Origin of the sequence: Corynebacterium casei LMG S-19264 (assembly GCF_000550785.1) — a bacterium.
Classification (GTDB): Bacteria; Actinomycetota; Actinomycetes; order Mycobacteriales; family Mycobacteriaceae; genus Corynebacterium; species Corynebacterium casei.
In genome coordinates this window covers 1,220,797-1,246,632 of the sequence record NZ_CP004350.1, presented here as the reverse complement: position 1 = coordinate 1,246,632, position 25,836 = coordinate 1,220,797, and the positions used below count along the sequence as shown (strand labels likewise).

27 protein-coding genes are annotated in these 25,836 nt (G+C 55.7%); 6 read left to right on the top strand and 21 right to left on the bottom strand.

The genetic code is table 11. The features are described 5' to 3' along the window. Positions 1 to 91: 91 nt before the first annotated feature. From pyk to CCASEI_RS05670, 16 genes are all read right to left on the bottom strand, one after another. Positions 92 to 1,510, bottom strand: coding sequence for a pyruvate kinase (pyk, locus tag CCASEI_RS05745; RefSeq protein WP_006821659.1), 1,419 nt, complete (start codon positions 1,508 to 1,510; stop codon positions 92 to 94). 145 nt (positions 1,511 to 1,655) lie between these two features. Further along, positions 1,656 to 2,621 (bottom strand): prolipoprotein diacylglyceryl transferase, encoded by a 966-nt coding sequence (lgt, locus tag CCASEI_RS05740; RefSeq protein ID WP_025387437.1) that lies wholly within the window; start codon positions 2,619 to 2,621, stop codon positions 1,656 to 1,658. Between the two features lie 36 nt (positions 2,622 to 2,657). Continuing rightward, positions 2,658 to 3,485, bottom strand: a complete 828-nt coding sequence (locus CCASEI_RS05735) for an indole-3-glycerol phosphate synthase TrpC (RefSeq protein WP_025387436.1) — start codon at positions 3,483 to 3,485, stop codon at positions 2,658 to 2,660. 89 nt (positions 3,486 to 3,574) lie between these two features. Then, positions 3,575 to 4,210 (bottom strand): TIGR02234 family membrane protein, encoded by a 636-nt coding sequence (locus tag CCASEI_RS05730; protein ID WP_006821656.1) that lies wholly within the window; start codon positions 4,208 to 4,210, stop codon positions 3,575 to 3,577. 17 nt (positions 4,211 to 4,227) lie between these two features. Further along, positions 4,228 to 4,647, bottom strand: coding sequence for a phosphoribosyl-AMP cyclohydrolase (gene hisI / locus CCASEI_RS05725; protein WP_025387435.1), 420 nt, complete (start codon positions 4,645 to 4,647; stop codon positions 4,228 to 4,230). After that, entirely contained in the window at positions 4,644 to 5,408 is a 765-nt protein-coding gene (gene hisF / locus CCASEI_RS05720; protein WP_025387434.1) for an imidazole glycerol phosphate synthase subunit HisF, read from the bottom strand. Before hisF ends, hisI begins: the two co-directional genes overlap by 4 nt. Positions 5,409 to 5,441: 33 nt before the next feature. Further along, a complete protein-coding gene (locus CCASEI_RS05715) occupies positions 5,442 to 6,233 on the bottom strand; it encodes an inositol monophosphatase family protein (protein ID WP_025387433.1) in 792 nt (263 codons plus the stop codon). Next, on the bottom strand, positions 6,230 to 7,015 hold the full coding sequence (gene priA, locus CCASEI_RS05710) for a bifunctional 1-(5-phosphoribosyl)-5-((5-phosphoribosylamino)methylideneamino)imidazole-4-carboxamide isomerase/phosphoribosylanthranilate isomerase PriA (RefSeq protein ID WP_025387432.1): 786 nt from the start codon (positions 7,013 to 7,015) through the stop codon (positions 6,230 to 6,232). The genes CCASEI_RS05715 and priA overlap by 4 nt, the downstream gene beginning before the upstream one ends. Before the next feature lie 15 nt (positions 7,016 to 7,030). Further along, positions 7,031 to 7,666: an imidazole glycerol phosphate synthase subunit HisH gene (gene hisH, locus CCASEI_RS05705; RefSeq protein WP_025387431.1), complete on the bottom strand. Its 636-nt coding sequence runs from the start codon at positions 7,664 to 7,666 to the stop codon at positions 7,031 to 7,033. Between the two features lie 3 nt (positions 7,667 to 7,669). Further along, positions 7,670 to 9,031: an MFS transporter gene (locus CCASEI_RS05700; protein WP_025387430.1), complete on the bottom strand. Its 1,362-nt coding sequence runs from the start codon at positions 9,029 to 9,031 to the stop codon at positions 7,670 to 7,672. 3 nt (positions 9,032 to 9,034) lie between these two features. Then, the gene (locus CCASEI_RS15015) at positions 9,035 to 9,196 is read right to left on the bottom strand and encodes a hypothetical protein (RefSeq protein ID WP_006821649.1); all 162 of its coding nucleotides are present in this window, start codon (positions 9,194 to 9,196) and stop codon (positions 9,035 to 9,037) included. Between the two features lie 8 nt (positions 9,197 to 9,204). Next, a complete protein-coding gene (gene hisB / locus CCASEI_RS05690) occupies positions 9,205 to 9,807 on the bottom strand; it encodes an imidazoleglycerol-phosphate dehydratase HisB (RefSeq protein WP_006821648.1) in 603 nt (200 codons plus the stop codon). A gap of 1 nt (position 9,808) precedes the next feature. Continuing rightward, positions 9,809 to 10,921 carry a histidinol-phosphate transaminase gene (locus CCASEI_RS05685; protein WP_025387429.1) on the bottom strand — a complete coding sequence of 371 codons (1,113 nt, stop codon included), beginning with the start codon at positions 10,919 to 10,921 and terminating at the stop codon, positions 9,809 to 9,811. Between the two features lie 8 nt (positions 10,922 to 10,929). Then, complete coding sequence (gene hisD / locus CCASEI_RS05680) at positions 10,930 to 12,243, bottom strand: histidinol dehydrogenase (RefSeq protein WP_025387428.1); 1,314 nt, start codon at positions 12,241 to 12,243, stop codon at positions 10,930 to 10,932. 141 nt (positions 12,244 to 12,384) lie between these two features. Further along, positions 12,385 to 12,939 carry a hypothetical protein gene (locus tag CCASEI_RS05675; RefSeq protein ID WP_006821645.1) on the bottom strand — a complete coding sequence of 185 codons (555 nt, stop codon included), beginning with the start codon at positions 12,937 to 12,939 and terminating at the stop codon, positions 12,385 to 12,387. Positions 12,940 to 12,967: 28 nt separating this feature from the next. Continuing rightward, a complete protein-coding gene (locus CCASEI_RS05670) occupies positions 12,968 to 13,687 on the bottom strand; it encodes a hypothetical protein (protein WP_225868446.1) in 720 nt (239 codons plus the stop codon). A gap of 211 nt (positions 13,688 to 13,898) precedes the next feature. Between CCASEI_RS05670 and CCASEI_RS05665 the strand changes: the two genes are divergently transcribed. The 5 genes from CCASEI_RS05665 (at position 13,899) to CCASEI_RS05645 (ending at position 20,137) form a co-directional block, all read left to right on the top strand. Beyond that, the gene (locus CCASEI_RS05665) at positions 13,899 to 14,468 is read left to right on the top strand and encodes a TetR family transcriptional regulator (RefSeq protein ID WP_006821643.1); all 570 of its coding nucleotides are present in this window, start codon (positions 13,899 to 13,901) and stop codon (positions 14,466 to 14,468) included. A gap of 79 nt (positions 14,469 to 14,547) precedes the next feature. Continuing rightward, a complete protein-coding gene (gene glgX / locus CCASEI_RS05660; RefSeq protein WP_025387427.1) occupies positions 14,548 to 16,806 on the top strand; it encodes a glycogen debranching protein GlgX in 2,259 nt (752 codons plus the stop codon). A gap of 27 nt (positions 16,807 to 16,833) precedes the next feature. After that, positions 16,834 to 18,285, top strand: a complete 1,452-nt coding sequence (locus CCASEI_RS05655; RefSeq protein WP_025387426.1) for an exonuclease domain-containing protein — start codon at positions 16,834 to 16,836, stop codon at positions 18,283 to 18,285. Between the two features lie 167 nt (positions 18,286 to 18,452). Further along, positions 18,453 to 19,121: a hypothetical protein gene (locus tag CCASEI_RS05650; protein WP_006821640.1), complete on the top strand. Its 669-nt coding sequence runs from the start codon at positions 18,453 to 18,455 to the stop codon at positions 19,119 to 19,121. A 26-nt stretch (positions 19,122 to 19,147) separates the two neighbouring features. After that, positions 19,148 to 20,137: a GTP pyrophosphokinase gene (locus tag CCASEI_RS05645; RefSeq protein WP_006821639.1), complete on the top strand. Its 990-nt coding sequence runs from the start codon at positions 19,148 to 19,150 to the stop codon at positions 20,135 to 20,137. Positions 20,138 to 20,166: 29 nt separating this feature from the next. Here the strand turns inward: CCASEI_RS05645 and CCASEI_RS05640 are convergent, their stop codons facing one another. From CCASEI_RS05640 to ilvA, 5 genes are all read right to left on the bottom strand, one after another. Next, on the bottom strand, positions 20,167 to 20,721 hold the full coding sequence (locus CCASEI_RS05640) for a hypothetical protein (protein ID WP_006821638.1): 555 nt from the start codon (positions 20,719 to 20,721) through the stop codon (positions 20,167 to 20,169). A 289-nt stretch (positions 20,722 to 21,010) separates the two neighbouring features. Further along, positions 21,011 to 21,409 carry an RNA-binding S4 domain-containing protein gene (locus CCASEI_RS05635; protein ID WP_006821637.1) on the bottom strand — a complete coding sequence of 133 codons (399 nt, stop codon included), beginning with the start codon at positions 21,407 to 21,409 and terminating at the stop codon, positions 21,011 to 21,013. Next, on the bottom strand, positions 21,381 to 21,623 hold the full coding sequence (locus CCASEI_RS05630; protein ID WP_006821636.1) for a hypothetical protein: 243 nt from the start codon (positions 21,621 to 21,623) through the stop codon (positions 21,381 to 21,383). Before CCASEI_RS05630 ends, CCASEI_RS05635 begins: the two co-directional genes overlap by 29 nt. 18 nt (positions 21,624 to 21,641) lie before the next feature. After that, positions 21,642 to 22,292 carry a YigZ family protein gene (locus CCASEI_RS05625; RefSeq protein ID WP_006821635.1) on the bottom strand — a complete coding sequence of 217 codons (651 nt, stop codon included), beginning with the start codon at positions 22,290 to 22,292 and terminating at the stop codon, positions 21,642 to 21,644. After that, positions 22,292 to 23,587, bottom strand: coding sequence for a threonine ammonia-lyase IlvA (gene ilvA, locus CCASEI_RS05620; RefSeq protein ID WP_006821634.1), 1,296 nt, complete (start codon positions 23,585 to 23,587; stop codon positions 22,292 to 22,294). Before ilvA ends, CCASEI_RS05625 begins: the two co-directional genes overlap by 1 nt. Positions 23,588 to 23,772: 185 nt before the next feature. Between ilvA and CCASEI_RS05615 the strand changes: the two genes are divergently transcribed. After that, positions 23,773 to 25,752 carry a choice-of-anchor I family protein gene (locus tag CCASEI_RS05615; RefSeq protein ID WP_006821633.1) on the top strand — a complete coding sequence of 660 codons (1,980 nt, stop codon included), beginning with the start codon at positions 23,773 to 23,775 and terminating at the stop codon, positions 25,750 to 25,752. Positions 25,753 to 25,836: the final 84 nt, after the last annotated feature.

The following is a 25,836-nucleotide window of genomic DNA, read 5'->3' as shown; positions in this document are numbered from 1 at the left end:
GTTCCTCCTCGTGCGATCTAACTCGTGCGATCTAAACAGCCGCTGCCCGCCACAATACGTGTGGAACAGACAGCGGCTGATTAGCAAGTGCTTAGTTAACTACTTCACCAAGACCGTGAGCGTGAATCATGTTAGTGTTACCAGCGATACCGGCCGGAGTACCAGCAACGACCACAACCAGGTCGCCCTCTTCGTACTCATCCATGGAAAGCAATGCTTCATCCATAGCCTGCATCATCTCATCCGTTGTCTCCACATTTGGAGCCAAGAATGTACGAGCACCCCAGGTCAATGCGAGCTGGGAACGAACCGCCTGGGTTGGGGTAAAGACCAACAATGGCAACTGTGAGTGCAGACGCGCCACGCGCTTCGCGGTATCACCCGAGGTGGTAAACGCTACGATTGCCTTCGCGTTCAAGCGCTCTGCGATATCGCGTGCGGAGTAAGAAATAACACCGCGCTTGGTGCGTGGAACGTGAGACAGCGGTGGCACGCGGCCATCGGTCTCAGCCCGCTGCACAATACGTGCCATGGTGCGCACAACGTTGTGTGGATCCACACCAACGGAGGTCTCACCAGAAAGCATGACCGCGTCAGCACCATCCAGAACAGCGTTGGCTACATCGGATGCTTCCGCACGGGTTGGACGGGAGTTCTCAATCATGGAATCCAGCATCTGTGTTGCCACGATGACTGGCTTCGCGTTCTCACGAGCAATCTGAACGGCGCGCTTCTGAACCAGTGGAACCTGCTCCAGTGGAACTTCCACGCCTAGGTCACCACGAGCAACCATGACAGCGTCAAACGCCAAGATGATGGACTCCAGAGCATCGACAGCTTCTGGCTTTTCCAGCTTCGCAATAACTGGAACGCGGCGGCCTTCCTCATCCATGATTGCGTGAACAAGGTCAATGTCTGCTGGAGAACGCACGAAGGATAGAGCGATGAAGTCAACGCCCAGCTTCAAAGCGAAACGCAGGTCAGCAATATCCTTTTCACTCAAAGCAGGAACGGAGATGTCCATGCCCGGCAGAGAGACGCCCTTGTTGTTAGAAACCGGGCCGCCCTCAGTCACGCGGCAGATAACATCATTGCCTTCGACCTTTTCGCAGACAACGGCGACCTTGCCGTCATCGATAAGCAAGCGATCTCCTGGCTTCGCATCCTGCGCCAGGTTCTTATAAGTGGTGGACACTCGGTCATGGGTGCCCTGAACGTCATCGACGGTGATGCGAACGGTCTCACCATTGGCCCAGATTTCTGAACCGTTTTCAAAGCGACCCAAACGGATCTTTGGACCCTGCAAGTCAGCCAAAATTCCGACTGCGCGACCGGTGGCATCCGTTGCAGAACGCACCCAGTTGTAGTTTTGTTCGTGGTCAGCGTGGTCGCCGTGGGAGAAGTTGAGACGGGCAACGTCCATGCCATCTTCAACGAGGCGCAAAATGGCATCCTCGCTGGCTACGGCAGGGCCAAGAGTACAAACGATCTTAGTTCTTCTATCCAGCATGTTTGAGCCTAACCTCTTCATCTCTAGCAGTATTCAACGTCTCCTAACCTACCCGCAGTTGGAGCCCGCTGCTACTAATACCGCATATCTCAATACAAAAATGATCCAACCGAATCGGAAATACCCGGTCGGAACTGATTAGCTACTAGAAATTGGGCTTGGACGCATCTGACGTTCCAGCAGAACCGTACGCATCCGTCGCTTCCGCTTCATCGTTTTCTTCCGATGCTTCCTCTGCCAACTTTGCTTGGTATTGCGGATCCACTTCTTCCGGGGTTTCTTGCCCCTTCTTTAGCGAGAAGAACACAATGACGGCGATGATAAAGACCACGACGGAAACAATTGCGTTGATGCGGAAACCAAAGACCATGGTGGCTTCATCGGTACGCATGTTCTCAATGAAGAAACGGCCCAGGGTGTAGCCGGCGACATAGAGCGCGAAGATACGGCCATGGCCGAGCTTCCAGGCGCGGTGTGCCCAAAGCAAGAACAAGCAGACTAGGACGTTCCAGATCAGTTCATAAAGGAATGTTGGGTGAACGGACGCAATAACTTCACCGGTGGAGCGACCTGAGATTGGTGCGTAGCTGCCCGCTTCGTCCACGCGGTAGTAGATATCCAGCGCCCACGGAACGGTGGTCTCGGCGCCGTAGAGTTCCTGGTTGAACCAGTTGCCCAGACGGCCAATACCCTGTGCCAGGACCAAGCCTGGCGCGACGGCGTCGGCGAACGGTCCCATCGGGATACCCTTGATTTTGAACATCACCCAGATAGCCAGCGTGCCCAAGGCGACTGCGCCCCAAATACCTAATCCGCCGTTGGTGAGTTTGAACGCATCCACGGGATTACAGTCGGCACAGAAGTACTTATCGTAATCTGTGGCCACGTGATAGATACGTCCGCCGATGATGCCGGCGGGAATGATGACAATGGCTGCGTCCCACACCGTGTCAGGGTTGCCACCCGCCGCGGTATAGCGGCGCTGTGTTAGCCACAAAGCCACCAAAATACCGACGATAATGCACAAGGCATAAGCACGAATGGGAATAGGACCTAAATGCCACACGCCTTGCGGCGGGGACGGAATATTAGCCAAAATCATCGTTTGCACATAGTTTAGTGTGCCATACTTCTTTGGCTTTGGGCACTAGAGCTTGCGTGACGGGCAGGCTGGATGTTGGCCGGTAGCAACAAGGCCGCGCGCCAACGCCGATGGGCTCTGTGCCGTCATTACGGACTCGCCCACCATGACGGCATCTGCGCCGGAGGAGGCATAGCTTAGAAGGTCTTTCGGGGATTCAACGCCGCCCACGGCGATGCGGATAACACTTTCCGGTAGCCCCGGCACGATTTCCGCAAATGCTTCCCGATGCAACGCGTCTGAAGTCAATGACCACGCGTTTATCCCCACGACTGTTCCCCCGGCGTGCATGACTCGGTCTACTTCTTCTGGGTTTCGAACTTCTAATAAGGCCACCATGCCTAAGGACTCAATGCGGTCCAGCAATGATTCCAGGCGGGCTTGTTCCAAAATCCCAACTTGAAGCGGCACTACGTCAGCGCCATAACATCGAGCCTCATGGATTTGGTACGGGTCCACTATCAGGTCGCGGCAAATCATTGGCACCGTTGTGGCTTCACGTGCTGCGGTCATGTCCGCGAGCGAGCCGTGGAAACGCCGCCGCTCAGTCTGACAGGCCATCAGATGCACGCCGACTTGCTCGAGTTGAATTGCGAGGTTCGCCATTGACTGCGGCGATTCCAATTGTGCAATCTGGCCACGGTATGGGACTGCACGCTTGAGTTCAGTAATAACGGAGCAGCCATTGCGCAGCAAGGCGGCGCGGGCATCACGCGGTGGTTCCATGCTGCGCGAGCGAGCTTTGACGTCTTGGAAAGACACCTTTGCCTCGCGCGCAGCGACGTCATCTAAAACGTCGCGTAAAATACTTTCCACCGCGATCGGGGCTGGCACTCCACACCTCCCGTTCTGAACTCAAGAATAAGTGAAGTCTAGATCACAACTAGGCTATCGCGCGCAGTGAGAGTTTAAGAAATCGTGCCCTATTTTTGGCTAGGAAGGTCCGTCGGATCGATGTCCGCATCCAGCGCATCCCACATAACGCGGCCTGAATCTGGAGAATTCTGCAGGTCTTCGGCCAGTGCTTCTTCACGCGCCGCAGAAGTCTCATATTTGTGGGAGCGTGGTTTGTCTACCCCCGGCTGTATGGCCAACAAGACTCCACCGAAGACTGCGGCCGCACCGGCAATCACGGCGAAGATAGGTCCCAACTGAGAAACCTCAACGGAGACTACTTGCGCCCACGCCGAAATCGACACATTGTCCACGGCGTTCTGGTTGGCTTCACTGGCTTGGAGCAGCTCCTGCGCGCGGACCGGGTCGGCACCAGTGGTCAGCAACTGCAACGGTCCCCATGCGGCAGCAGCACCGGCGAGTGCCACAATGATGCCCACGATTCGGCGACCGATACGACGCAACGCAAGACCAGCGATTGAGCCAGCCAACAGCAGCAAGGTCAGGCCCATCAGTTCCAGCGACCAGAAGCCACCGTTAAGCGGCAAGGTTTGCGCACCAGACAGCTCATCTTCCACGTGTGCCGTGACCCAGGTAGCGCGGGAAGACAGCCACAAGACAATGGCGGCTACTGCAAATAGGAGGGGGCCAATACGCCTGCCCATAAAAAGATCACTTCTCCTTAAGAAGGATTCTTAGATCGCGGATGAAGTAAGTCGTCTGCATCAAAGCAGGTCCTATCACCCGTATGGCAGGCACCACCCGACTGACGCACGGTCAGCAAAATGGTGTCGCCATCACAATCTAGTCGTGCACCGACTACCTCTTGTACATTGCCAGAGGTCTCCCCTTTTACCCAATACTCATCACGAGATCGGGAAAAATATGTGCCTTTGCGCGTCATCAGAGAATGCGCCAACGCGTGGTCATCCATCCATGCCATCATGAGCACCTCACCGGACTCTGCTTGGACGATGGCGGGGACAAGTCCCTGCTCATTGCGCTTGAGACGCGCGGCAATATCTGGCGCTAGGTCATACTCGGAAGGATTGGTGCGTTCTGCGTCTTGAGCAGCCTCACTGCTCGAGGTGTTATTACTCACTTGCGTACCTCAAATCCCGCATTCACCAGTTCATCCTTTACTTCCTCAATGGTAACTTCACCGAAGTGGAAGATGGAAGCCGCCAGCACAGCATTGGCGCCGGCTTCAACTGCCGGTGGGAAATCAGCAGCCTTGCCTGCACCGCCGGAGGCAATGACGGGAACGGAAACTACTTCGCGCACTGCCTTGAGCATTTCGATGTCAAAGCCGCTGCGGGTGCCGTCCCCATCCATGGAGTTGAGAAGGATCTCTCCCACGCCGAGTTCTTCGCCACGGCGCGCCCACTCCAGTGCATCTAGGCCAGCGGACTTGGTGCCACCATGGGTGGTCACCTCAAACCCGGAAGGCTGCTCTGCGGAACGGCGTGCATCAACGGACAGGACAATGCACTGGGAACCAAAGATATCGGCCAGCTCGCGCAGTAATTCTGGACGCGCGATAGCGGAGGTGTTGACAGAAACCTTATCCGCGCCAGCGCGCAGAAGCTCACGCACATCGTCTGCGGAGCGCACTCCACCGCCAACCGTCAGCGGGATGAAAACCTGGTCTGCGGTACGGCGGACAACATCCAGCATGGTTCCACGACCGTGCTTGGAGGCAGAAACGTCCAAGAAGGTCAGTTCATCAGCACCAATATCGTTGTAGCGCTTGGCCAGTTCAACTGGGTCGCCAGCGTCGCGCAGGTTTTCAAAGTTGACGCCTTTAACCACGCGGCCTTGATCAACATCGAGGCATGGAATGACGCGGATTGCCACAGACACGGCAGACTCCTTATTTAAAAAGTGTGTAAAAGATTAGGACTGGCGGTTGCCTACGCCGGTGCGTTCAATGGCATCAAGGATGGTGGCGTGAACTTGCTCAGTTCCCACAACGAGTCCTTTGGACGCGGTGGTCCACGGATTGCCCTGCGGATCGGTAGCTACACCGCCGGCGGATTGAACAAAAAGTACGCCAGCCGCGTTATCCCACGGGTGCGGCGAGAAGTTCACCGCACCATCGAATACGCCTTGGGCAACGAATGCCGAATCCAAGCAGACCGAGCCGGACATGCGGGGGCGCAGTCCGATGCTGCGCAAATCATCAAAAAGCGTGGTTGGAAGATGCGAAGAGCAACCAATGTGGCCACGCGAATCTTCAAAAGCGAGCGCATCCTGGCCACCACCAAAGCCGGACTTCGGCCCACCCAGGGTGCGAAGTTCCATGCCGTGGGCTGCTACTAAGCGTCGGCCCACGAGCGGGAAATTCGCGATAGCAACAATCGGTTTACCTTCATGCACCAAAGAAACCACAGTGCCGCACATCGGGTTACCGGCGGCGTAATTCGCTGTGCCGTCGATAGGATCTACTACCCACGCTGTCTGGTTGAGATCAGCATCCCCGCCGCCTTCTTCGCCATAGACTCCAATGCCAGTCATCTGGGTCAGCGTACTACGCAGGTGCGCCTCAATAGCCAGATCGACTTCGGTGGCAAAGTCACCTTCGCCTTTAAACCGGGCAGGAGGTGCGCCGAGGCCATCGATGAAAAGCTGCTCTACGTCATCAACAACAGCTTCTGCCATGGCAACCAGCTCTAATGGTGAGGTCATTCGCGCGACTCCAGCAAATCAATAGGGGCTTCTTCTGGCAATGGTTCAACCTTAGCCACTGCGTCAAGCGCTGTCGTGAGATCGAAACGGCCCTCATACAAAGCTTTACCAATGATGGCAGAATCAATGCCCTCATTTTCATACAGCGCAAGCTCCGTGACGTCCTCGAGTTTGGAAATGCCGCCGGAAGCAACAATCTTGGCCTCAGTTGCCATGGCTACCTCGCGCAGCAGCTCCACGTTTGGGCCGGTCAACGTGCCATCCTTGGACACATCGGTGACCACAAAGCGAGTACAGCCAGCGGAGTCTAGACGCTCCAGAACTTCCCAGAGATCTCCGCCGTCAGATACCCAACCATTGCCACGGGTACGCCACTCGCCGTCAATCTGACGCACAGCTAAATCGACGGCAATCTTATCGCCGTATTCCCCCAGCACCTTGGCAATCCACTCTGGATTCTCCAATGCCGCGGTTCCAATGTTCACGCGCTGCACGCCGGTATCTAGTGCGCGCTTGAGCGAAGCATCATCACGGATGCCACCGGTCAGCTCCACCTTGATGCCAAGGTTAGAGATAACCTCCGCCATCAACTCATGGTTGGAACCACGATTAAACGCTGCGTCTAGGTCAACAAAATGCAGCCACTGCGCACCCTGCTCCTGCCATTTCAGGGCAGATTCCAAAGGCGTGCCATAGGACTTTTCAGTTCCTGCTTCGCCTTGATCAAGGCGAACGGCCTGGCCGTCAACAACGTCTACTGCGGGCAATAAAGTAAAGGTCATGGTGTCCTATCCTACCTAGAGTTGTCCCAACCAGTTACGCAATAAATGCAGGCCGGCTTCCCCTGATTTTTCAGGGTGGAATTGGGTTGCCCACAACGGGCCGTTTTCTACTGCCGCCACGAAAGGATCGCTCTCATGGCGTGACCAGGTCACGGTCGGCGGAATAGTGATTTCAGTTTCCAGCTCCCAGCGGCGCACGCCATAGGAATGCACGAAATAAAAGCGGGTGTCTTCATCCAGCCCTGCGAACAGTTCGGAGTCCGCGTGCATGTCCACCGTGTTCCAGCCCATGTGCGGCAAAACATCGGCATGCAAGCGCTCTACTAACCCCGGCCATTCGCCGCAGCCTTGGGCATGCACGCCATGCTCATTGCCAGCATCGAACATGACCTGCATGCCCACGCAGATGCCTAAGACCGGGCGGCCGCCAGCAAGGCGCTGGCCGATGATCCGTGGTCCCTGAATCGCATTCAGTCCTTCCATGCAGGCGGCAAAGGCACCCACGCCTGGCACCAGAAGGCCATCGGCTTCCGCTGCCACCTTGGGATCGGAAGTCACGGTGACATTCGCGCCAACGTGTTCTAAAGCGCGCTGCGCCGAGCGCAGGTTGCCTGCCCCGTAATCCAACAGGGCGACGTTGTTATTGGCCATAATTTATCTGTCCTTTCGCAGGCGCTTGAGGCGAGTTTTAATATTGTCATATTCACTAATTCGATGCTTGCCCATAAACCTGTCCAGGCTGGTCAGACCAACACCAATGACGATGACCGCGGCACCGGCAGCGTAGCCACCGGCATAACCGGCACCTGCAACAACACCGGCAAAGACCATGGAGCCAAGCCCCGTTCCGCCGTCATAGGCGATATTCCACAACGCCGATGCCTCGGATGATCGGTTGCGAGGCAGGCGCTGGAACATCGACAGCAATGCTTCTTGCTGCACCACACCAAAGCCCAGGCCGAACAGTGCGGCCGCAACGACCAGCCACCACACGGACCAGCCTGCAACAATCGCACCAGACATCAGTGCCATGCCGAAGAAGGACACCAGCTGTCCTGGGATATACAGCCGTCCTGCTTCCCCGAAGCGGTCGGCCGCAGAGCCAGCCAAGTAGCGCGAAATCATGGCCGAGCCACCAACGATGGACAACATGATGCCGCCCAAGGTGGCGCCCGTGAGCGGGTCAAGCTCGGTGACAGTAGCCGGCAAGAAGGAAGACACCACGCCGTAGCTCATGGAAATTGCGCTCAGCCCAAGTGCAGGCACCAGAACAAGTTTCCACATCGACACCCGTCGGCGTGCATGCTCGCTGGTCCCCTCACCTGCTGAATTTTCCGACTCATTCTTGGGATGAATATCAGGGATTCTAAAGACCATGCCGACTGCGACAACGGCGATGACAGCAGCCGCAATGTAGGTGATGTCATAGCCCCACGACGAGGACATGAAAAGACCGATTGGGAGGAAGACCATTTGGGCAGCACCCACGAACACACCCAGCAGGCCGGTGGCTTTGCCCAGGTACTTCAGCGGAACGAGCTCCGCCATCAACGCTGCCTCAGCAACAGTTAACGCGCCGAAACCAGTGCCGCGCAAGGCCGAAAACAGCAAGACCGCCCAGGCTTCAGTACCAAACAGGTGACCTAAAGCTGGCACACCGAGCATGAAAGCGGATACCGCCATCAACGGGCGATATCCGAATTTGCGCAGCATCCACGGGGTAAATATCTGCGTCAGCACGGTAGCAGCCATGAAAATGCCGGTGGATGCACCCGCGAGTGCAGGTGCACCACCGTTTTCAATGACCTGGGTTGGTACAACAGGCAACAAGATTGACCAAGCACCGAATGCTGCCGCCACGGCAACCATGGTGGGTGAAAAGCCAGGGACTTTCCACAGACTCATCTTTTCCGGAGCCTGGGAAGCATCCGGCCCCAGCTTGGGCGCTGGGGTATTCGCGTCATCGACGGTGTGAAGGCGGATCTCGTTGTCGGCGTTCTTGCGGTTTTTAGCCAATTACTACATCTCTCCTATCATCCATGCAATAGCAGTCGCCGAAGCTGCCAGGGCCAGGATTGCGGCAATCGCTGTCCAAAACTTAGCGCCTTGTTTATACGCTGTCCACGCTCCTCCCACCAACATGCCGGCGACGAGGAACATCAAAATTACAACTAGGTACACGGCGGAGTCTACAGAGCTCCCTTGGTGGATGGAATACCTGATTGACGTGGGTCATTTTCCACCGCTTGGCGCAACGCGCGGGCCACAGCCTTGTATTCTGCTTCGGTGATGTGGTGCGGGTCGCGGCCGTAGCGCACATTGACGTGCAGTGTGGTCTGCGAGTGGATAGCAAAGGTTTCAAAGAAGTGGCGGTTGATCACGGTGGCATAGTGACCGCCGATGATCTGCCAGTCCATGTTTTCTGGCTCGCCGTTCATGACGTAGTAGGCGCGGCCAGAGATATCGATGACGGCTTCAACCAGCGCCTCGTCCATCGGCAGCCACTGCGATCCGAAACGACGAATACCCTTCTTATCCCCAATGGCTTCGCTAAAAGCGCGGCCTAAGACAATCGCGGTGTCTTCGACGGTGTGGTGGGCGTCGATCTCTACATCGCCTTTCGCGTGCACCTTCAAGTCGAAGCTGCCGTGCGTAGCAAACGCGGTGAGCATGTGGTCAAAAAATGGCAGCCCAGTGGAAATGTCGGACTTGCCGGTACCATCCAGGTTGATTTCAACCGTGATGTCAGATTCAGATGTTTTGCGTTCCGCCATACCTACTCGTTGCGCCATATTAAATCTCCTTAACAATCGCCGCTGCTGCCTCTAAGAAGGCGTCATTTTCCGATGGCAACCCGATGGTTGTGCGCAGGAAGCCAGTAATTCCTACATCACGAATCAGCACATCGCACTCTAGGAACTTCTTCCAGATCTCGTGCTGGTCTTCAAATTCACCAAAGAACACGAAGTTGGATTCACTCGGAATAACTTTAAAGCCCAGCTTATCCAATGTTTCTACCACGCGAATTCGTTCCGCAGAAAGCTTCGCCACGGTAGAGAGGGTGTCTTCGCTGTGGCGCAGTGCCACCACCGCTGCCGCTTGGGTCAGGCTGGACAGGTGGTACGGCAGGCGCACCAGCATGACGGCTTCAATAAAGGCCGGTGCCGCTACGAAGTAACCCAAGCGGCCACCGGCGAAGTCAAAGGCCTTAGACATGGTGCGCGAAACCACCAGCTTGGTGGGGTATTTCTCCAGAAGGGTTACAGCCGATGGGCTGGGGCTAAACTCCGCATAAGCTTCATCCACGATAACAATTCCGGGTGCGGCTTGGATGAGGGTTTCAATGCCATCCAGGCTGGTCACATCGCCGGTTGGGTTGTTCGGGGTGGTGATAAACACCACGTCGGGAGCATTCTTTTCGATGCTTTCTAAAGCCTTCTCAATATCAATAGTGAAGTCTTGAGCGCGTGGGCACTCGATGAATTCCGTTTGGGTTCCACCGCTAAGAATCGGGTGCATGGAATAAGACGGGGTAAAGCCCAGCGCCTTGCGGCCAGGACCAGCAAAGGCTTGAAGTAGCTGCTGCAGGATTTCATTAGAGCCGTTGGCTGCCCAGACTTGTTCCTTGGTTACCGCTACCCCAGTTTGGCCCGTGATGTACTGAGCCAATGACTCACGCAACTCCACTGCATCGCGCTCTGGATAGCGGTTGAGGTCGCTTGCAATCTTGCGGATTTCTGCAATCAAATCAGCGATCAGCTCATCCGATGGCGAATAAGGATTCTCATTGGTGTTGAGCTGGTGCGCCACGTGCAACTGCGGTGCACCATAAGCTGACTTGCCGCGGAGTTCGTCCCGCAATGGCAAGTCATCCAATGTGATGTTCTGCAAAGAATTTTCAGTCATGGCGTCCTTTAAAAGTTGTCTTCAAATCGTGCACGGATTGCCTCACCGTGTGCTGGGAGGTCTTCGGCATTAGCAAAATTGACCACGGCATCTGCTACCTCTGCGAGCCCCTGGCGGTCATACTCAATGAGGTTGACCGGGCGCAGGAAGGTGTGGGTGGACAGGCCTGGGTTAAAGCGCGCGGTGCCGGAGGTGGGCAGCACATGGTTGGAACCTGCTGAGTAATCACCCAGCGGCACCGGCGAGTAGTCGCCGACAAAGATCGCACCGGCGTGCTTGATACGTTCTGCAACTGCGCGGGCATTTTCCGTGTGCACTTCTAGATGCTCGGCGGCATAGGCATCCGCAACAGCAATACCGTGCTCGAGGTCATCAACTAGAACGACTCCAGACTGCTCACCGCGCAGGGCTTCCTCAGCGCGTTCTGCGTTGGCGGTTGCGGTGTAGCGCTGCTCGATTTCGCGCGAAACAGACTGCGCCAATTCTTCAGAATCCGTGATAAGAACACTCGCTGCCATCGGATCGTGCTCAGCCTGGGAAATCAGGTCATAGGCCACGTACACAGGATTCGCGGTGGCATCCGCCAGCACTGCGATTTCGGTTGGACCTGCTTCAGCATCGGTCCCGACGAGTCCACGTACCAGGCGCTTTGCGGCCGTGACAAAGATGTTGCCTGGACCAGTGATCATATCCACTGGCTCAAGCTCAGCATCATCATCGCCATACGCTAGCAGCGCAATACCCTGGGCGCCGCCGACAGCCCAGACTTCATCCACGCCCAAGATGGCGCAGGTAGCCAACACGGTTGGGTGCGGCAAACCGCCGAATTCTTTCTGCGGAGGTGACGCCACAACTAGCGTGGATGCGCCAGCTTCTTGTGCCGGCACGGTGTTCATGATGACCGAAGATGGGTACACGGCCTTACCACCTGGCACGTACAAGCCCACACGTTCTACGGGCAGGAAGACCTCAGTTACGGTCGCGCCCTCAGCCAACGTGGTGGTGTGGGAATCTGGTTTTTGCTCAGCGTGCACCTTGCGCACGCGCGCAATGGAAGTCTCAATGGAGTGCTTGACCTGTGGGTCCAGCTGCTCAAGCGCGTCGAGCAATGCTTGCTCTGGCACACGGACAGCATCAGGGCGGATGCCATCGAATTGCTCGCAGTAGTCGAGCGCGGCTTCGGCGCCACGATGCTGGATATCGCTAACGATCGGTGCGACTTTTTCCACGACGGAGGCGACTGAAACGCCACCGCGGGGAATTACTCGGCGCAACTGGGAGGTAGTTAATTTCCGACCTCTAAGATCGATGACGCGCAACATTGAGCTGGCCTTTCCAACGAGTGTTATTAGGTGCTTTAACCTATCATACGACCGCTATTCCTCTTCTTAAGAATGAACACCCGTATTCCATGCACAACCACGCATATCAACCCTTAGACTCACGCCTCAATGCAACCGAAATCAATAAAGGGGTTGTCCTACTTCAACGGGCTGTGAGCTCCCCAACCCACCGGCTGCGTCATCATCACGGGAGTCGCCAATAACCAAGTAGAGCCCCGACCAATACACCAGTAAAGATAGAAATGGTGCTGCGCTCAAGCCAAGACCAGGCGCGAAGGTCGGTGTCCATTCCACCTGGCTTCCCACTTCAGAACTGACATCCGGCATTGTTTGGGCAACGAATCCGCCCACGAGCCAAAAAGCCAGCGAACCAATGACTGTCAAAATAGCTAGGTACATCATGGTGCCAAGTCCGCGGCGGGCTTTGGCGTACTTAAATACACCGAAGGAAATGACTCCGGCCAAAAGTGCGGTGGCGACAACAAAGGTGCCGAAACCTTGAAATTGCGCATTGGAGGTTGAATCGATGGCGAAACCGCCGCCTTCAACAGCGGTCGCTGTCATTGTTGGGCGCCATAGGCCCCACAAGATTCCGAATACGGAATAGACAACCAAAACTAATGCAAGAAGCCCCGCACCAAAGCCGACGGTGCGGGGAAAAATTGAACGTGCCACGGTTGCTAAGAGTAACTAATTTCTTGCCTTAGTTACAGAATAACCAGCTACCGCCCTCATTCTTGAAGCGCATAACTGAGGTGTCTACGCCTTCACCGGTGTTAACGGTGACTGTTGCAGAAGCATCATTGCCGTTGACAGTCAGGTCATCAATGGACTGAACGCCAGCAGCGTTCCAGTTGGTGCTCACCTGAGCCATAGGGATCTGCGGGAACATGTTGTAATCAACATTGTTCACGTCTGGGTTTTCTGCCAGAACCTGGGAGCAAGTGTTGTCCGGGATGTAGCGCATGTAAGCACGCATATCCGGAACCTCATACCAGCCGTTCACCAGCGCGGAAATCTGGCCACTAGTTGCTTCATCGGCAGCCTGGCCGCCTTCGACTGGCTGAAGTTCTTCGGTACCCAATGGGTTACCAGCAGCTGCGTCTGCCGCAGCACCGGCACCGGCAGCAGCGCCGCCATCTTGTGCGGCTGGCTCTTGCGGAGCAGCCTGTGCCTGAGTATCTGCCTCAGTGGTTTCCGCGGCCTCCGACGTGGTGGTTTCCTCCGACGTGGTGGTTTCCTCCGACGTTGCTTCCTCAGAGGTGGTCTCCTCTTCGGAGGTAGCTTCTACGGTCGAGGTGACTGCGGACGTGGTTGCCGCAGCTTCATCCTCGCTTTCGCCGGAGCTACAAGCAACAAGCGCTAATGGTGCTACCAGTGCGAGCGCGGCGGTGGACAATTTCATCGGGCGTGGAAAAGACAAGTTTTCTCCTGAATTAGTTTGTGCTTGCTGCGTTGTACGAAGTTTTGAAAAATCTCAGACGCCAAAACATCTTACTTGTACATCGTGGCAGACATCGTGTGCGTTATATCCTAACAATTCAATGTTCCCCAGCCCTTTAAGGAAACCTCAAAGCTCCCTGTGAACATGTCAACTAATCTCAGCTATCGCACATTGGGTAGACTCCGGTGCTGTGCAGTTGACCCGCGAAGACATCATCACAACAGCCGTAGAGCTCCTAGACACCTACGGTTTTGCGGACATGACTATGCGCCGAATCGCCACCACACTAGGGGTTGTGCCCGGCGCGCTGTACTGGCATGTCGCAAACAAGCAGGCGCTTATTGCGGAAATCGCTTCAAGTTTTGTTGCCCACCTAGATGGGGATTCAACGCTGGACTTGGTAGCAAAGCTGCGCAAGATATTGTTGTATCACCGTGACGGTGCAGAGCTTGTCACCGCAGCGCTTTCCCAAGCAGACTCCCCCACATGGACGGTTCTAACGCAGAAGTTTGCTGATTCTCTGCGGGAGGTCAATGCAGAAGAATCGACCCGCATCGTTGCCGCGCAGACACTTGTGCACTTGGTCTTGGGCGCAACAGTGATGGATCAAAACCGGGCCCAATTGGCGCAACTTATGCAAGCGGCCAAGGGTGACTCCGCTTCTGAGGACTCCAGCACGCCTGAGAATCCCTTCGATGATGCGGCACTGATGCGAGGTGCTGAGATCATCATCGCCGGCGTAGCAGCTTCTGCACACTGATTGCCTCTATCCTCTTCTAGTTTCTTTTAGGTGCTGGATAAGGCGCCAGAACGCGCCTTATGCATTAAGCTTCTCAACCATGACCTCATCTATTAGTTCATACACACAACAGTGGCCAGGAAGTTCTTATCCTTTGGGTTCTTCCTTCGATGGCGCGGGAACCAACTTCGCGATCTTTTCCGATATCGCCGAGAAAGTTGAATTGTGCCTCATTGATGAGGACATGAATGAGGCGCGCATTGAGCTCGAAGAAGAAACGGCTCATGTCTGGCACTGCTATCTTCCTACTGTGGGTCCAGGCCAGCGCTACGGCTACCGTATTCACGGCCCCTATGATCCAGAAAATGGCTTGCGTTGTGATCCCAGCAAATTGCTGGTTGATCCCTATGCTCATTCCTTTGAGGGTGGCTTCGATGGTCACGCGTCGCTGTATTCCTATGACATCGACGCTGAGCCAGCCGGCTCTGGGCGCAATGAAGAAGACTCATTGGGCCACACCATGCTGTCCGTGGTCATCAACCCTTATTTCAACTGGAAGGGCGACCGCCGGCCGCGTACGCCAGAGACGGAAACTGTCATCTATGAAACCCACGTGAAGGGTATGACGATGACCCACCCAGACGTGCCTGAGCATCTTCGCGGCACCTATGCAGGCATGGCTCATCCCTCCGTCATCAAGTACTTCCAGGACCTGGGCATCACCGCGGTGGAACTGTTGCCTGTACACCAGTTCCTGCAAGACGACCGCTTGCGCAATCTGGGCCTGCGCAATTACTGGGGGTACAACACCTTTGGTTTCTTTGCGCCTCAGCAAGATTATTCTTCCGACCGCACCCCGGGCGGCGCGGTAGCGGAGTTCAAATCCATGGTGCGCGCCTATCACGCCGCGGGCATTGAGGTCATCTTGGATGTGGTGTACAACCACACCGCTGAGGGTAATCACTTGGGCCCTACCATTGCGTTCCGCGGTATCGATAACCCTGCGTACTACCGCTTAGTGGATGAAGATAAGTCCAAGTACATGGACTACACCGGTACCGGTAACTCTTTAAACGTTCGTCACCCACATTCTTTGCAGATGCTCATGGATTCCTTGCGTTACTGGGTGAAGGAAATGCGCGTCGACGGCTTCCGCTTCGACTTGGCGGCAACACTGGCCCGTGAACTCGACGACGTGGATAAGCTAGCCACCTTCTTCGATCTGGTGCAGCAAGACCCCGTGGTCAGCCAGGTCAAGCTCATCGCGGAGCCGTGGGATATTGGCCATGACGGCTATCAGGTGGGTAACTTCCCTCCGATCTGGAGTGAGTGGAACGGTAAGTACCGCGACACCGTGCGTGATTTCTGGCGCGGCGAGCCCGCCACTTTGGGCGAGTTTGCATCGCGTCTAACGGGTTCTTCGGACCTTTATGCCAACAACGGCCGTCGCCCAACCGCGTCCATCAACTTCATCACCGCCCACGACGGGTTTACCTTGCGTGACTTGGTTTCTTATAACGAGAAGCACAATGATGCCAACGGTGAAGATGGCCGCGACGGCGAGTCCCATAACCGCTCGTGGAATCATGGGGTTGAGGGCCAAACTGATGACGAGGACATTCTGCGTTTGCGCCGCCGTCAACAGCGCAACTTCCTCACCACCTTGTTGTTGTCCCAGGGCACGCCCATGATTTCACATGGTGATGAAATGGGTCGCTCCCAAGACGGCAACAACAACGTCTATTGCCAGGACAATGAAATTGCGTGGATGGACTGGTCACTGCTGAACATGGCGAAGCCATCGGAGCTGTACGCCTTTACCAAGCGAGTGATTGCCATTCGCCGTAACCACCCAGTCTTCCGTCGTCAACGTTTCTTCTCCGGCGGCCCCCTCGGCGCGGATGTACGCGAACGTGATGTGGCATGGTTGGTGCCTTCCGGCCGGCTGATGACGCAGGACGATTGGGATCATGATTTCGGCAAAGCGCTGATGGTCTACCTCAACGGCAACGCGATTACAGAACGTGACCGCTCGGGGCAAGAAATCAAGGATGATTCCTTCATCATGATGTTCAACGCGCACGATGAAGAAATTGAGTTCCGCCTGCCTACCAAGGATTTGGGCGCGAAATGGCAACTGATCGTTGATACCGCTTTTCCTGGCGGGTACCCCAAAGAGGACACCATCCATGACGCAGAGGGTACGATTTTAGTTCAACCCCGTTCGACTCTTGTTCTGAAGCAGACCGAACCACCGGTATTTGAATCCGCAAACTCAAGTCTGGTTGGCGCAGATTCACATTCTGAGGCAGAAGCTGAATCTGAGTCAGAGTCTGAATTTGGGGAACAAGAGCAGTAATTTCGCAGAAAGGCGTGAGCACTTAACGTGACGGTTTCAGCACTCGGAGCCTCTTTGTCCATATCGCAGGGCAACTTGGTCTATGTTCCATCGCAGCTTACGGCCTCGCTCAACAGCGAAGAACGCCGCGACATCGCTCTTGATGAGATCAAGAGCGTTAATGCCATGCAGCCAAGCGCAACCTCTAACGGTGAGATTGTCATTTCTTTCACAGGCAAGGCTGCCGATGCCTTGACGATCGTGTTCGCGCCGAACCAGGACGCGGAGGCCTGCGCGCGCTGGATTAATGATGTGCGCTCTGGCAAGGCATCGACAAGCTCTGCACCTGCTGGCGCCGATAGCGAACGCGTTTTGGCTGCTACTGCTACCCCTGGCTTGGACTTTGTCGCCGTCGACGTGGAAACCGCCAATGGCAACTGGGGCTCTATCTGCCAGATTGGTGCCGTGCGTTTTGTAGCCGGTGAGGAAACCGAATCCAAGGTCTGGCTGTGCAAGCCACCAGCGGGCATTGAGCACTTTGATGACATCAATATCTCCATCCACGGCATCACCGCCGACGACGTCAAAGACGCCCAGACTTTCGCGGAAGCAGCCTCTGAGCTGTTGACGTTTATGCGTGATGATGTGTTGGTCGCGCACAATGCACAGTTTGATTCCACTGCGCTTCGCTCAGCTTTCCTTCGCTCCCAGATGCCGGTTCCAGAAATGAAGCTGGCGTGTTCTTTGGCATTGGCTCGCCATGCTTCCAAGTCCAAGGTTCTCGCAGTTGCTAACCACAAGCTCCCAACCGTAGCGAAGGCCGTGAGCTTTGGTGAATTCAAGCACCACGATGCCTTGGATGATGCCCGCGCGGCTGGCCACATCATTTCGGCTTTGGCACCGGCGTTTGACTCCCCTGTGGAAGGTGAGCAAAGCATCCGCGACGTATTTGATGCACAGGGATTCCAACTGGGCACCATGACCCCGGAGCACATCATGCCGGTGCTGCGCAAAGACACCGCGCCAATTTCTCCGGAAGATTTGGGCGCAGGAACCGACTTCCGCGACCGCACATCCTCGGACCCTTGGAGTTCTTCTGAATCTCCCGCCACGTCTGAGAAAAAGTCTGCAGGTGCCGGTGAGAAGAAGGCCCAGCGCCGTCCAGCACCTTGGGAGTCGGTGGCAACGCCGGATACTATCCCCGATCCGAACCCGGACGCGGACAAGGATTCCCCACTCTATGGCCAACATGTCACGTTGACCGGTGACTTCGAGCCCTTTGACAAGGGCGTGTTGTGGAACGGTATCGCGCACCACGGCGGTCAGATTGGCAAGAACGTGACGAAGAAGACCACCGTTTTGGTCCTCGGTGAGTGGGCCACCACCACGTCGAAGGAAAAGCGAGCGGACGAGCTCAATGAGAAGGGCCAGAGCATTGAAAAATGGCCGGCTTCCAAGCTCTTTGAGGTCCTTGAGCTAGAAACTGAACCTCCGTTCTAGGAATCTAGGTTTTCAGCGAGGCCCTCCCCAACCGCTTCATTTAAGGTGCAGAGACACGATAGTCTCTGCACCTTTCGCATTGCTGAGGGAACCTTTCCTATGGCGTGAGCAGTCCATAAAGGCATAAACCCTATTTAGCCCTTTTTGGACACCCTTGGAGAACAACAATGCTGTCTCACGCAACCACCGTTATTGACCACGCCACCGGCGAGCTTTCCCTGAGTGACTCCCCGAGCCCCTTGTCCCAACCACTCATTGATGTAGAAGTCTCCAGTGCACTCTCTGTCCGAGAAATCACTCCGAAGCTGCATGCGAAAGATTGGGTGGATACCCGCCCACTTTCAGATGATGGGTTTTCAGATTCGCTTGCAACTCTCGCATTGTCCCCGGGACTGCGCCTAGGTTTGCAGGCTAATGAGCTCAACATCAGCCAGCGCGGTCTTGACCTTCTGGGGCTAAGCATTCACACCGCCTGGGACTTGGCGGCCTTAAACTTAGAACGAGCCGCACGAACCCCGGCAGGACTAGAGTTCTCTACGCGTTCTGCTTCCGTCCGTCTGGGCCGTGGCATGCCGACTGGGGTGGAAGTCAAAGTTCGCGGTGCTGCTGCACAAGCATGGTTGGCACACCCTCAGACCTTCACCATTTTGCACCACCACTTGCTGCGTGTCCTGCGCGTTCAGTCATTGGTTTATGTTTTGCCGGACGCGAATTCGCTGCTAGCTTTCATTGATTTACCCGCAAAAGCTTTACTGGGCTTGGCAGCGTCACGGCCAAGCCCATGCTCATACCCGTTACTATGGTCACATGGATTTCCACAGGAATTCCGTGGCTAGCCTTTGTTCAAGGAGGACCAATCATCATGGCTGAATCCCCCATCTCGAAGCTGAGCAATCAGTACCACGAATGGGTTCGCGTGCACCCTCGAGCAGCACGCGAATTTCGTGATGCCATTGAAGACCTCCTCAATGACGCCGGCATTATCTTTGATCGCGTCGCAGCCCGCGTCAAGGGCTGGCCATCACTAAAGGCCAAGGCGAAGAAGCGCAATATTGATGGCGAATTAATGTATCCGAATCCGTGGGATGACATCCAGGACATCGTTGGTGTGCGCGTCAATGTCTTTCACTCCACCGTCATCCCGGAAGCCATCACTATTTTTGGTGACTCCTTTGAAGTAATTAAGTCCGTGGATAAGGCCGCTGAAACTCGTGTGGCTGGCGGATTTGGTTATGGCTCCCACCACCTTGTGCTGCGCGTGACCGAAGATATGGAAGACCTAGCGGACTTTGTGGGTATGCGCTTTGAGGTACAGATTCGTACCGTGCTGCAGCACGCGTGGGCTGAGTTTGAGCACGATATTCGCTACAAGCAGGGACTTGGCGCGCCATCGCCACAGGTGGACCGCTTATTCACCTTGGCCGCTGGGCTCATTGAACTGGCGGATAACCAGTTTGATGAGATTGCTGCGCTAAAAGACCCTGCCCATCACGCGGATTCAGATATTGAGATCTCAGCAGAAACACTACCGGGCATTCTTGCAGTGCTTCTCGATGGCCGCTTCCCGCGCTCACGCTCGGAGCACTACCGCTGGCTCGCGGACTTGCTGGAAACCAATGGCATCACCACCATGAACCAGTTGGAGAACCTGCTGTCTGAACGCGATATCGAGACTGTCCACGACGCCATGAAGTACCGTTTCCGTCCCGGGCAGGTGCGTCTGATTGATGATTTGCTGCTCAACCGCTTTGGCAAGGACCACATTGAGGCAACCGGTGATACCGGTACTCGCCGGGATCGTCGCCAGCGGCTTGTCTCCCGCCTCAAAGCCTTGCGTGCCACGCGCAAGTAAAGCGCTCAATCGGCACGGCGGCTTCTCCGCTATTCTGCGGCTGCGGGACGCACTTTGCCGTGTCGCGCGGTCTGCTCAATCTTCGACAAGGTCGGAATGAGCAGCGCTGCCATGCGTTGTGGAGACAGTTCCTTCCCCGATTCTGACAACGTCTCCCCTGTCATCAGCATCCGCTCAATCCAATCGCGGGTTCCAGGTGCATCTTCATGGGGAACGCGGTCTTGAGTCGTGGCTAAGAAGCCCAGAAATTCCTCCGAACTCTGTTCATCGCCGGACGCACTGTGGGAGCCATGGGAAGTATCTTCTGGCGCGCTACTTATTGCATCGGCTTCGCCAATAGAGCTTTTCTGCCTGTCGGTCAGACCATAACGCGCAGCCTGTTCAATCTTGGACAGCGAGGTAATCAGTGGAGCAATCACGCGTTCAATGCTGAGTTCATCGCCATTTTTCAACGCGGCTTCCCCATTGATAATCATCGCTTCCACCCAGTGGCGAGTCCACGGCGTTTCTTCTTCAGGAATGTCGCTAATTCTCATGGCGAGAAACTCGACGAAGCTCTCGGTTTTTGTTTCCTGGTCCGACATGGGTATTCGGTCCTCTCCGATAGGCGTTGTTCAAAATGCACGGGTAAAGAAGCAGCCTTCACTTTGGATTGATGCTTCCCCCATTCAGCGCCACCGTATCAGCAACGATTTTCAAGTGGATGCCATTTAAGAATTCACCCTAGATACGCACGATAAATTCATTTCCGCCCCGCGCGCAGAATTCTCTCGCAATGTCGTTTAGCCGCAAACCTACCCCGCGAATAGTGGAGGGACTTCCCATTCGAAACAGGAAGTCCCTCCACCATGTTTGACGCAATTGCAGTCCCCGCTAGCGGCGTTTGCCGAAGAATTTCTCCATGTCGCGGCGGTCCTTCTTTGTTGGACGCCCGGTGCCTGGGTCGCGTCGTGGCACGGCCGGCATAAACTCACGCGGTGGAGGCGGCGGCGCGTGATCGGTGTAGCAGGTGCGGGCAATAGGTGCGCCGACACGCTTGCGGACAGTGCGCAGGATTTCTAAGTCATGCTCATGGTGGTTCTTCCACACCCGCACACGGTCACCGGGTACTACTGGTTGCGCAGGCTTGACCGCATTGCCGTTGAGCTTGACGTGCCCGGCACGCACGGCATCGGCTGCCTCACCGCGCGTTTTGAACATACGCACGGCCCATACCCAGGCATCGATGCGTACGGGCAGTCCGTCAGTATCCGCTGTTGTTTTCGTTGACAATCTTTTGAATCTTTACCCAGTTAGAAACGCCACCGACAACTGCCACGACTAGACCGATGGAAAGCCAGATCCATGAGCTTCCTGCCAGCACAAGTGCACCAAGAAGGCCGCCGCCAACACCAGCAGCGACGGAGATTACGCCGTTGCGGGCATACTTGCGAACTTTTTGCTTCTTAAGCTCAATGGGATTATTCGGACGGGGCTGCATTGTCATGGGATATATCCTAATCGATTAACTGTTTTGTGCTATTTCCACCCATTGGGTGCCGGCTTCTTTTGCCTCCGCGGTGGCCTGAGTCAGCGCGGCGATGGTATCAAACAACGCGTCTTCCTCACCGGGCGCCACAGCCAAAGTCATGGTGGCTTGAGAGCCGTAATCTACTCCTATTACTTCATAACCACGGTTACGCAGTTCTGATTCCCACCTACCGGCATCAGCATGCGGCGCATCCAAAGTAAAAAGGTGCCGGGTAGTGCGAAGCACGGGCTTAACCAAGTCGATGGCTTCGCTAACAACGCCACCATAGGCGTGAACCAATCCCCCTGCGCCGAGTTTCACACCACCGAAGTAGCGGATAACCACCGCGGCGATATCCATCAAGCCGGAGCCCTTGAGCACGTCCAGCATCGGTTTGCCGGCGGTGCCGGAAGGCTCACCATCATCGGAGGAACGCTCCACCGGATGGGAGTCGTCCACATGGTAGATATACGCAGAGCAGTGATGGCGCGCATCAGGAAAACGCGAACGCGCCTCATCAATGAATGCGCGTGCGGAAGCATCATCGGTGACGCGGCCGATAAGACAAATAAAGCGTGAGCGCTTGATTTCAATCTCATGTTCAACCGTCACATCAGCGGGTGGACGTTTATATTCTGTGTGCACTAAGCCACCAAGAAGTCATACTCCGGTGTGCCCGGCTTGAGCTGACGGCAATCAATGCGTGATGCCTCCATGCGCTCGAGCAAACCGTCGATGTCAGCGGCGTTGCCCAGTTCCAGGCCAACCAATGCCGCACCGGTTTCACGGTTGTTGCGCTTGAGGTATTCAAACAGCGTGATGTCATCATCTGGGCCGAGTATATTGACCAGGAAATCACGCAGCTGGCCAGGTTCCTGTGGGAAGTTCACCAAGAAGTAATGCTTCAGGCCTCGGTGGACCAGGGAGCGTTCCATGATTTCGGCGTAGCGCAGCACATCATTATTGCCGCCGGAGATCACGCAGACCACGGTGGAGCCAGGACGCAGATTGATTTTGCGCAGGCCAGCAACTGAAAGTGCACCGGCAGGCTCAGCGATGATGCCTTCGTTTTGGTACAGCTCCAGCAATTCTGTGGATACTGCACCTTCGGTGACGGTGTCCCAGTGCAGACGTCCGCGGTTCGCGTCCAGGATGTTGTACGGGGTTTGGCCGATTCGCTTGACTGCAGCGCCGTCGACGAAGGGGTCGACGGTGTCGAGGGTGACAGGTTCGTTTGCTTCGAATGCAGCGCTTAACGATGCCGCGCCGGCTGGCTCAATGCCAACGATGCTGGTGCGCGGCGCCATATCCGCCAAATAGCTGGTGATACCGGACAGCAGTCCGCCACCGCCAACTGGCACCACCACGGTGTCCAGGGCACGGCCCTGGGAGGAGAGCTGGGAAATGATTTCTGCGGCGACGGTGCCCTGGCCGATCACGGTATCCCGGGCATCGAAAGGCTCGATGAATGTTGCACCGCTGGCGTCAGCATCTTCGTGTGCGGCAGCAGCAGCTTCATCAAAGTTCGCACCGATGACGACAAGCTCGACCATGTCGCCGCCGTGCACCAAGATGCGGTCGCGCTTTTGCTTTGGTGTTGGGCCGGGGACGTAGATTTTGCCCTTGATTCCCATGGTGCTGCACGCATATGCCACGCCTTGCGCGTGGTTGCCTGCAGAGGCGGTTACGATGCCCGCTGCCTTTTCTTCTTCGGTGAGATTTGAGATTGAAAAGAAGGCACCACGAATCTTGTAGGAGCGCACACCTTGCAGGTCTTCGCGCTTTAGAAAAACGTCACAGCCAGTCTGTTCCGACAGCCGAGGGCAGTATTGCAGCGGCGTCGGCGCAATCTCAGAAGAAATTCGTGCTTGTGCCAGCTGAATATCGCTTGCGCGAACTGGGACGAATTTTTCTGCATTGACCTTCTGGCTAGTACTCATGAGCAAGCATTTTAGTCTCTTGCACCAAACTGTGTTGGCGTTGCCCCCAGCAAAATCGAATTCATGTGAAATTCAACTGTCGGACACAGACACTCAACATTAAATTTGCCGCGAAATCATGTTGCTCAGCGAAGATTACCCAGGTTGTTTTCAGAACCTTTTTAACTATTCCCAAGGAGTAATTAATGTCCATTCGTCGTCGCGCCATCTCTCTGTGCGCTGCAGCTGCCCTCACCGCCGGCATCATCTCCCCTGCTATTGCCAATGCGCAGGATTTCAATGGCATCGTTGATTCTATAGCTACCGATTCCGCGGCAGGTGCCGGGGTTTCTATGGCTCCCATCGGCAGCTATGCCTCTGGCCAGCTGGCTGAGTCTGCAGCTGAGATTGTTGCATTCCACGCTGATTCCCAGCGCATCCTGACGGTGAATGCACTGTCCGGTGAAATTGACGTTTTGGACGCGTCTAACCCGGAGAACCCAACCAAGATTGGTTCGATCTCTGCGGGTGCAGACAAGGAAATTAACTCCGTGACCGTTCGCGAAGATGGCTTGGCCATCGCTGCAGTACAGCAGAGCGACAAGCTGCTTGAGGGCGAAGCACTCTTCTTCGATGCTTCCGCAGAAGACTTGGGCTCTGCCGAGCTGGGCCGCGTCACCATCGGCGCTTTGCCGGATAACGTGCACATCACCTCTGATGGCGCGTATGCATTGATTGCTAATGAGGGTGAGCCTTCCAACGAACTTAACGCTGAGGGCACCGCTTATGTCGCAGACCCTGCAGGTTCTGTTTCTGTCATTACCTTGCCTGCAGTGGGCACCGTGGAGGCAGCATCCCAGGCGGACGTTCGCACCGCTGGCTTTGAGGCTTTCGATGCCCCAGGCGCGCTGCACGAAGATATCCGTATCTTTGGTCCAGAGGCTCACCACAACCAGCCTTCCCTAGACTTGGAGCCAGAGTACGTAGCCTCTGCTTACGGCAAGGCTTTTGTCACCCTGCAGGAAAACAATGCGATCGCCATCATCGACATTGCTTCTGCAACCGTTGAGAAGATTGTTCCAGCGCACATCACTGATCACTCGCAGATTGCTATTGACTCTTCCAACAAGGATGACGCTGCTGAGCTGCGCACCATCCCGGTTAAGGGGCTGAGCATGCCAGACTCCATCCACGCTTTTACCTCCAATGGCCAGACCTACTTCGCTACTGCGAATGAAGGCGATGCCCGCGAATGGGGCGTTGATGAAGATGAGGGCGGCTCCGGCATTTACACCGATGAAGTCGAGCTGGCTGATGTTGTTGAAGATGGCCAGGTCTGTGAGGGCGCTCTGGGCGATGTTGATCTGGAGGAGCTTGCATCCAAGGAAGTAGCGGGCAATCTGAAGCTGTCCAATGCCTCTGGCTGGAATGAAGAAGAGCAGTGCTTCGATGAGCTCTACGCTTATGGTTCCCGTTCCTTCTCTATCTACGACGCTGAGGGCAATGTCATCTTCGATTCCGGTTCCAAGTTTGAAGAAGTCACCGCGTCACTAAACCAGGCGGGCGTCTTCCACCACAACGCGGACAACGAAGGTCCTGAGTTTGATGACCGTTCTGACAACAAGGGCCCAGAGCCAGAGGCATTGACCATTGGCCAGATTGGTGACCGCACCTACGCATTCATCGGCACTGAGCGCGTTGGCGGAGTCTTTGTCTACGACGTTACTGACCCAGCGAACGCGAAGTACCAGACCTACGTCAACAACCGTGACTTCACTGTTGACTTCGATGAGGACAACTACGAGTCCACCAAGTTCGCGGGCGACCTGGGCCCAGAAGGCTTCGCTTTCATCGATAAGGAAGACTCCCCTAATGGTGAGTACCTGTTGGTTATCGGCAACGAGGTCTCCGGCACCACCACCATCTTCCAGATTGAAGACCCGCTCGCTGATAGTGAGCATCCGATTGGCAAGAATGAGACAAGCGCTGAAGGTTCTTCAAACTCTTCCACAGGATCCTCTGAATCCAATTCTGGTTCCGCGCTCGCCGGCGGTGCCCTCGCAGCCATCGTTGCAGTAATCGCTGGCGTCGTCGCTGCACTGGGTGTCATTCCAGGCGCTAAGGACCAGATGCTGAAGGTTCTGCCACAAGAAGTCCGCGCGCAGGTAGAAGCGTTCTTGAACTAACCTGTCGCGCACCGGCGGCGTTAGGATTTTTTCATTGCACTATCGGGATACGGGTCGGCCTGCTACATTCATTGGAGTACAAAT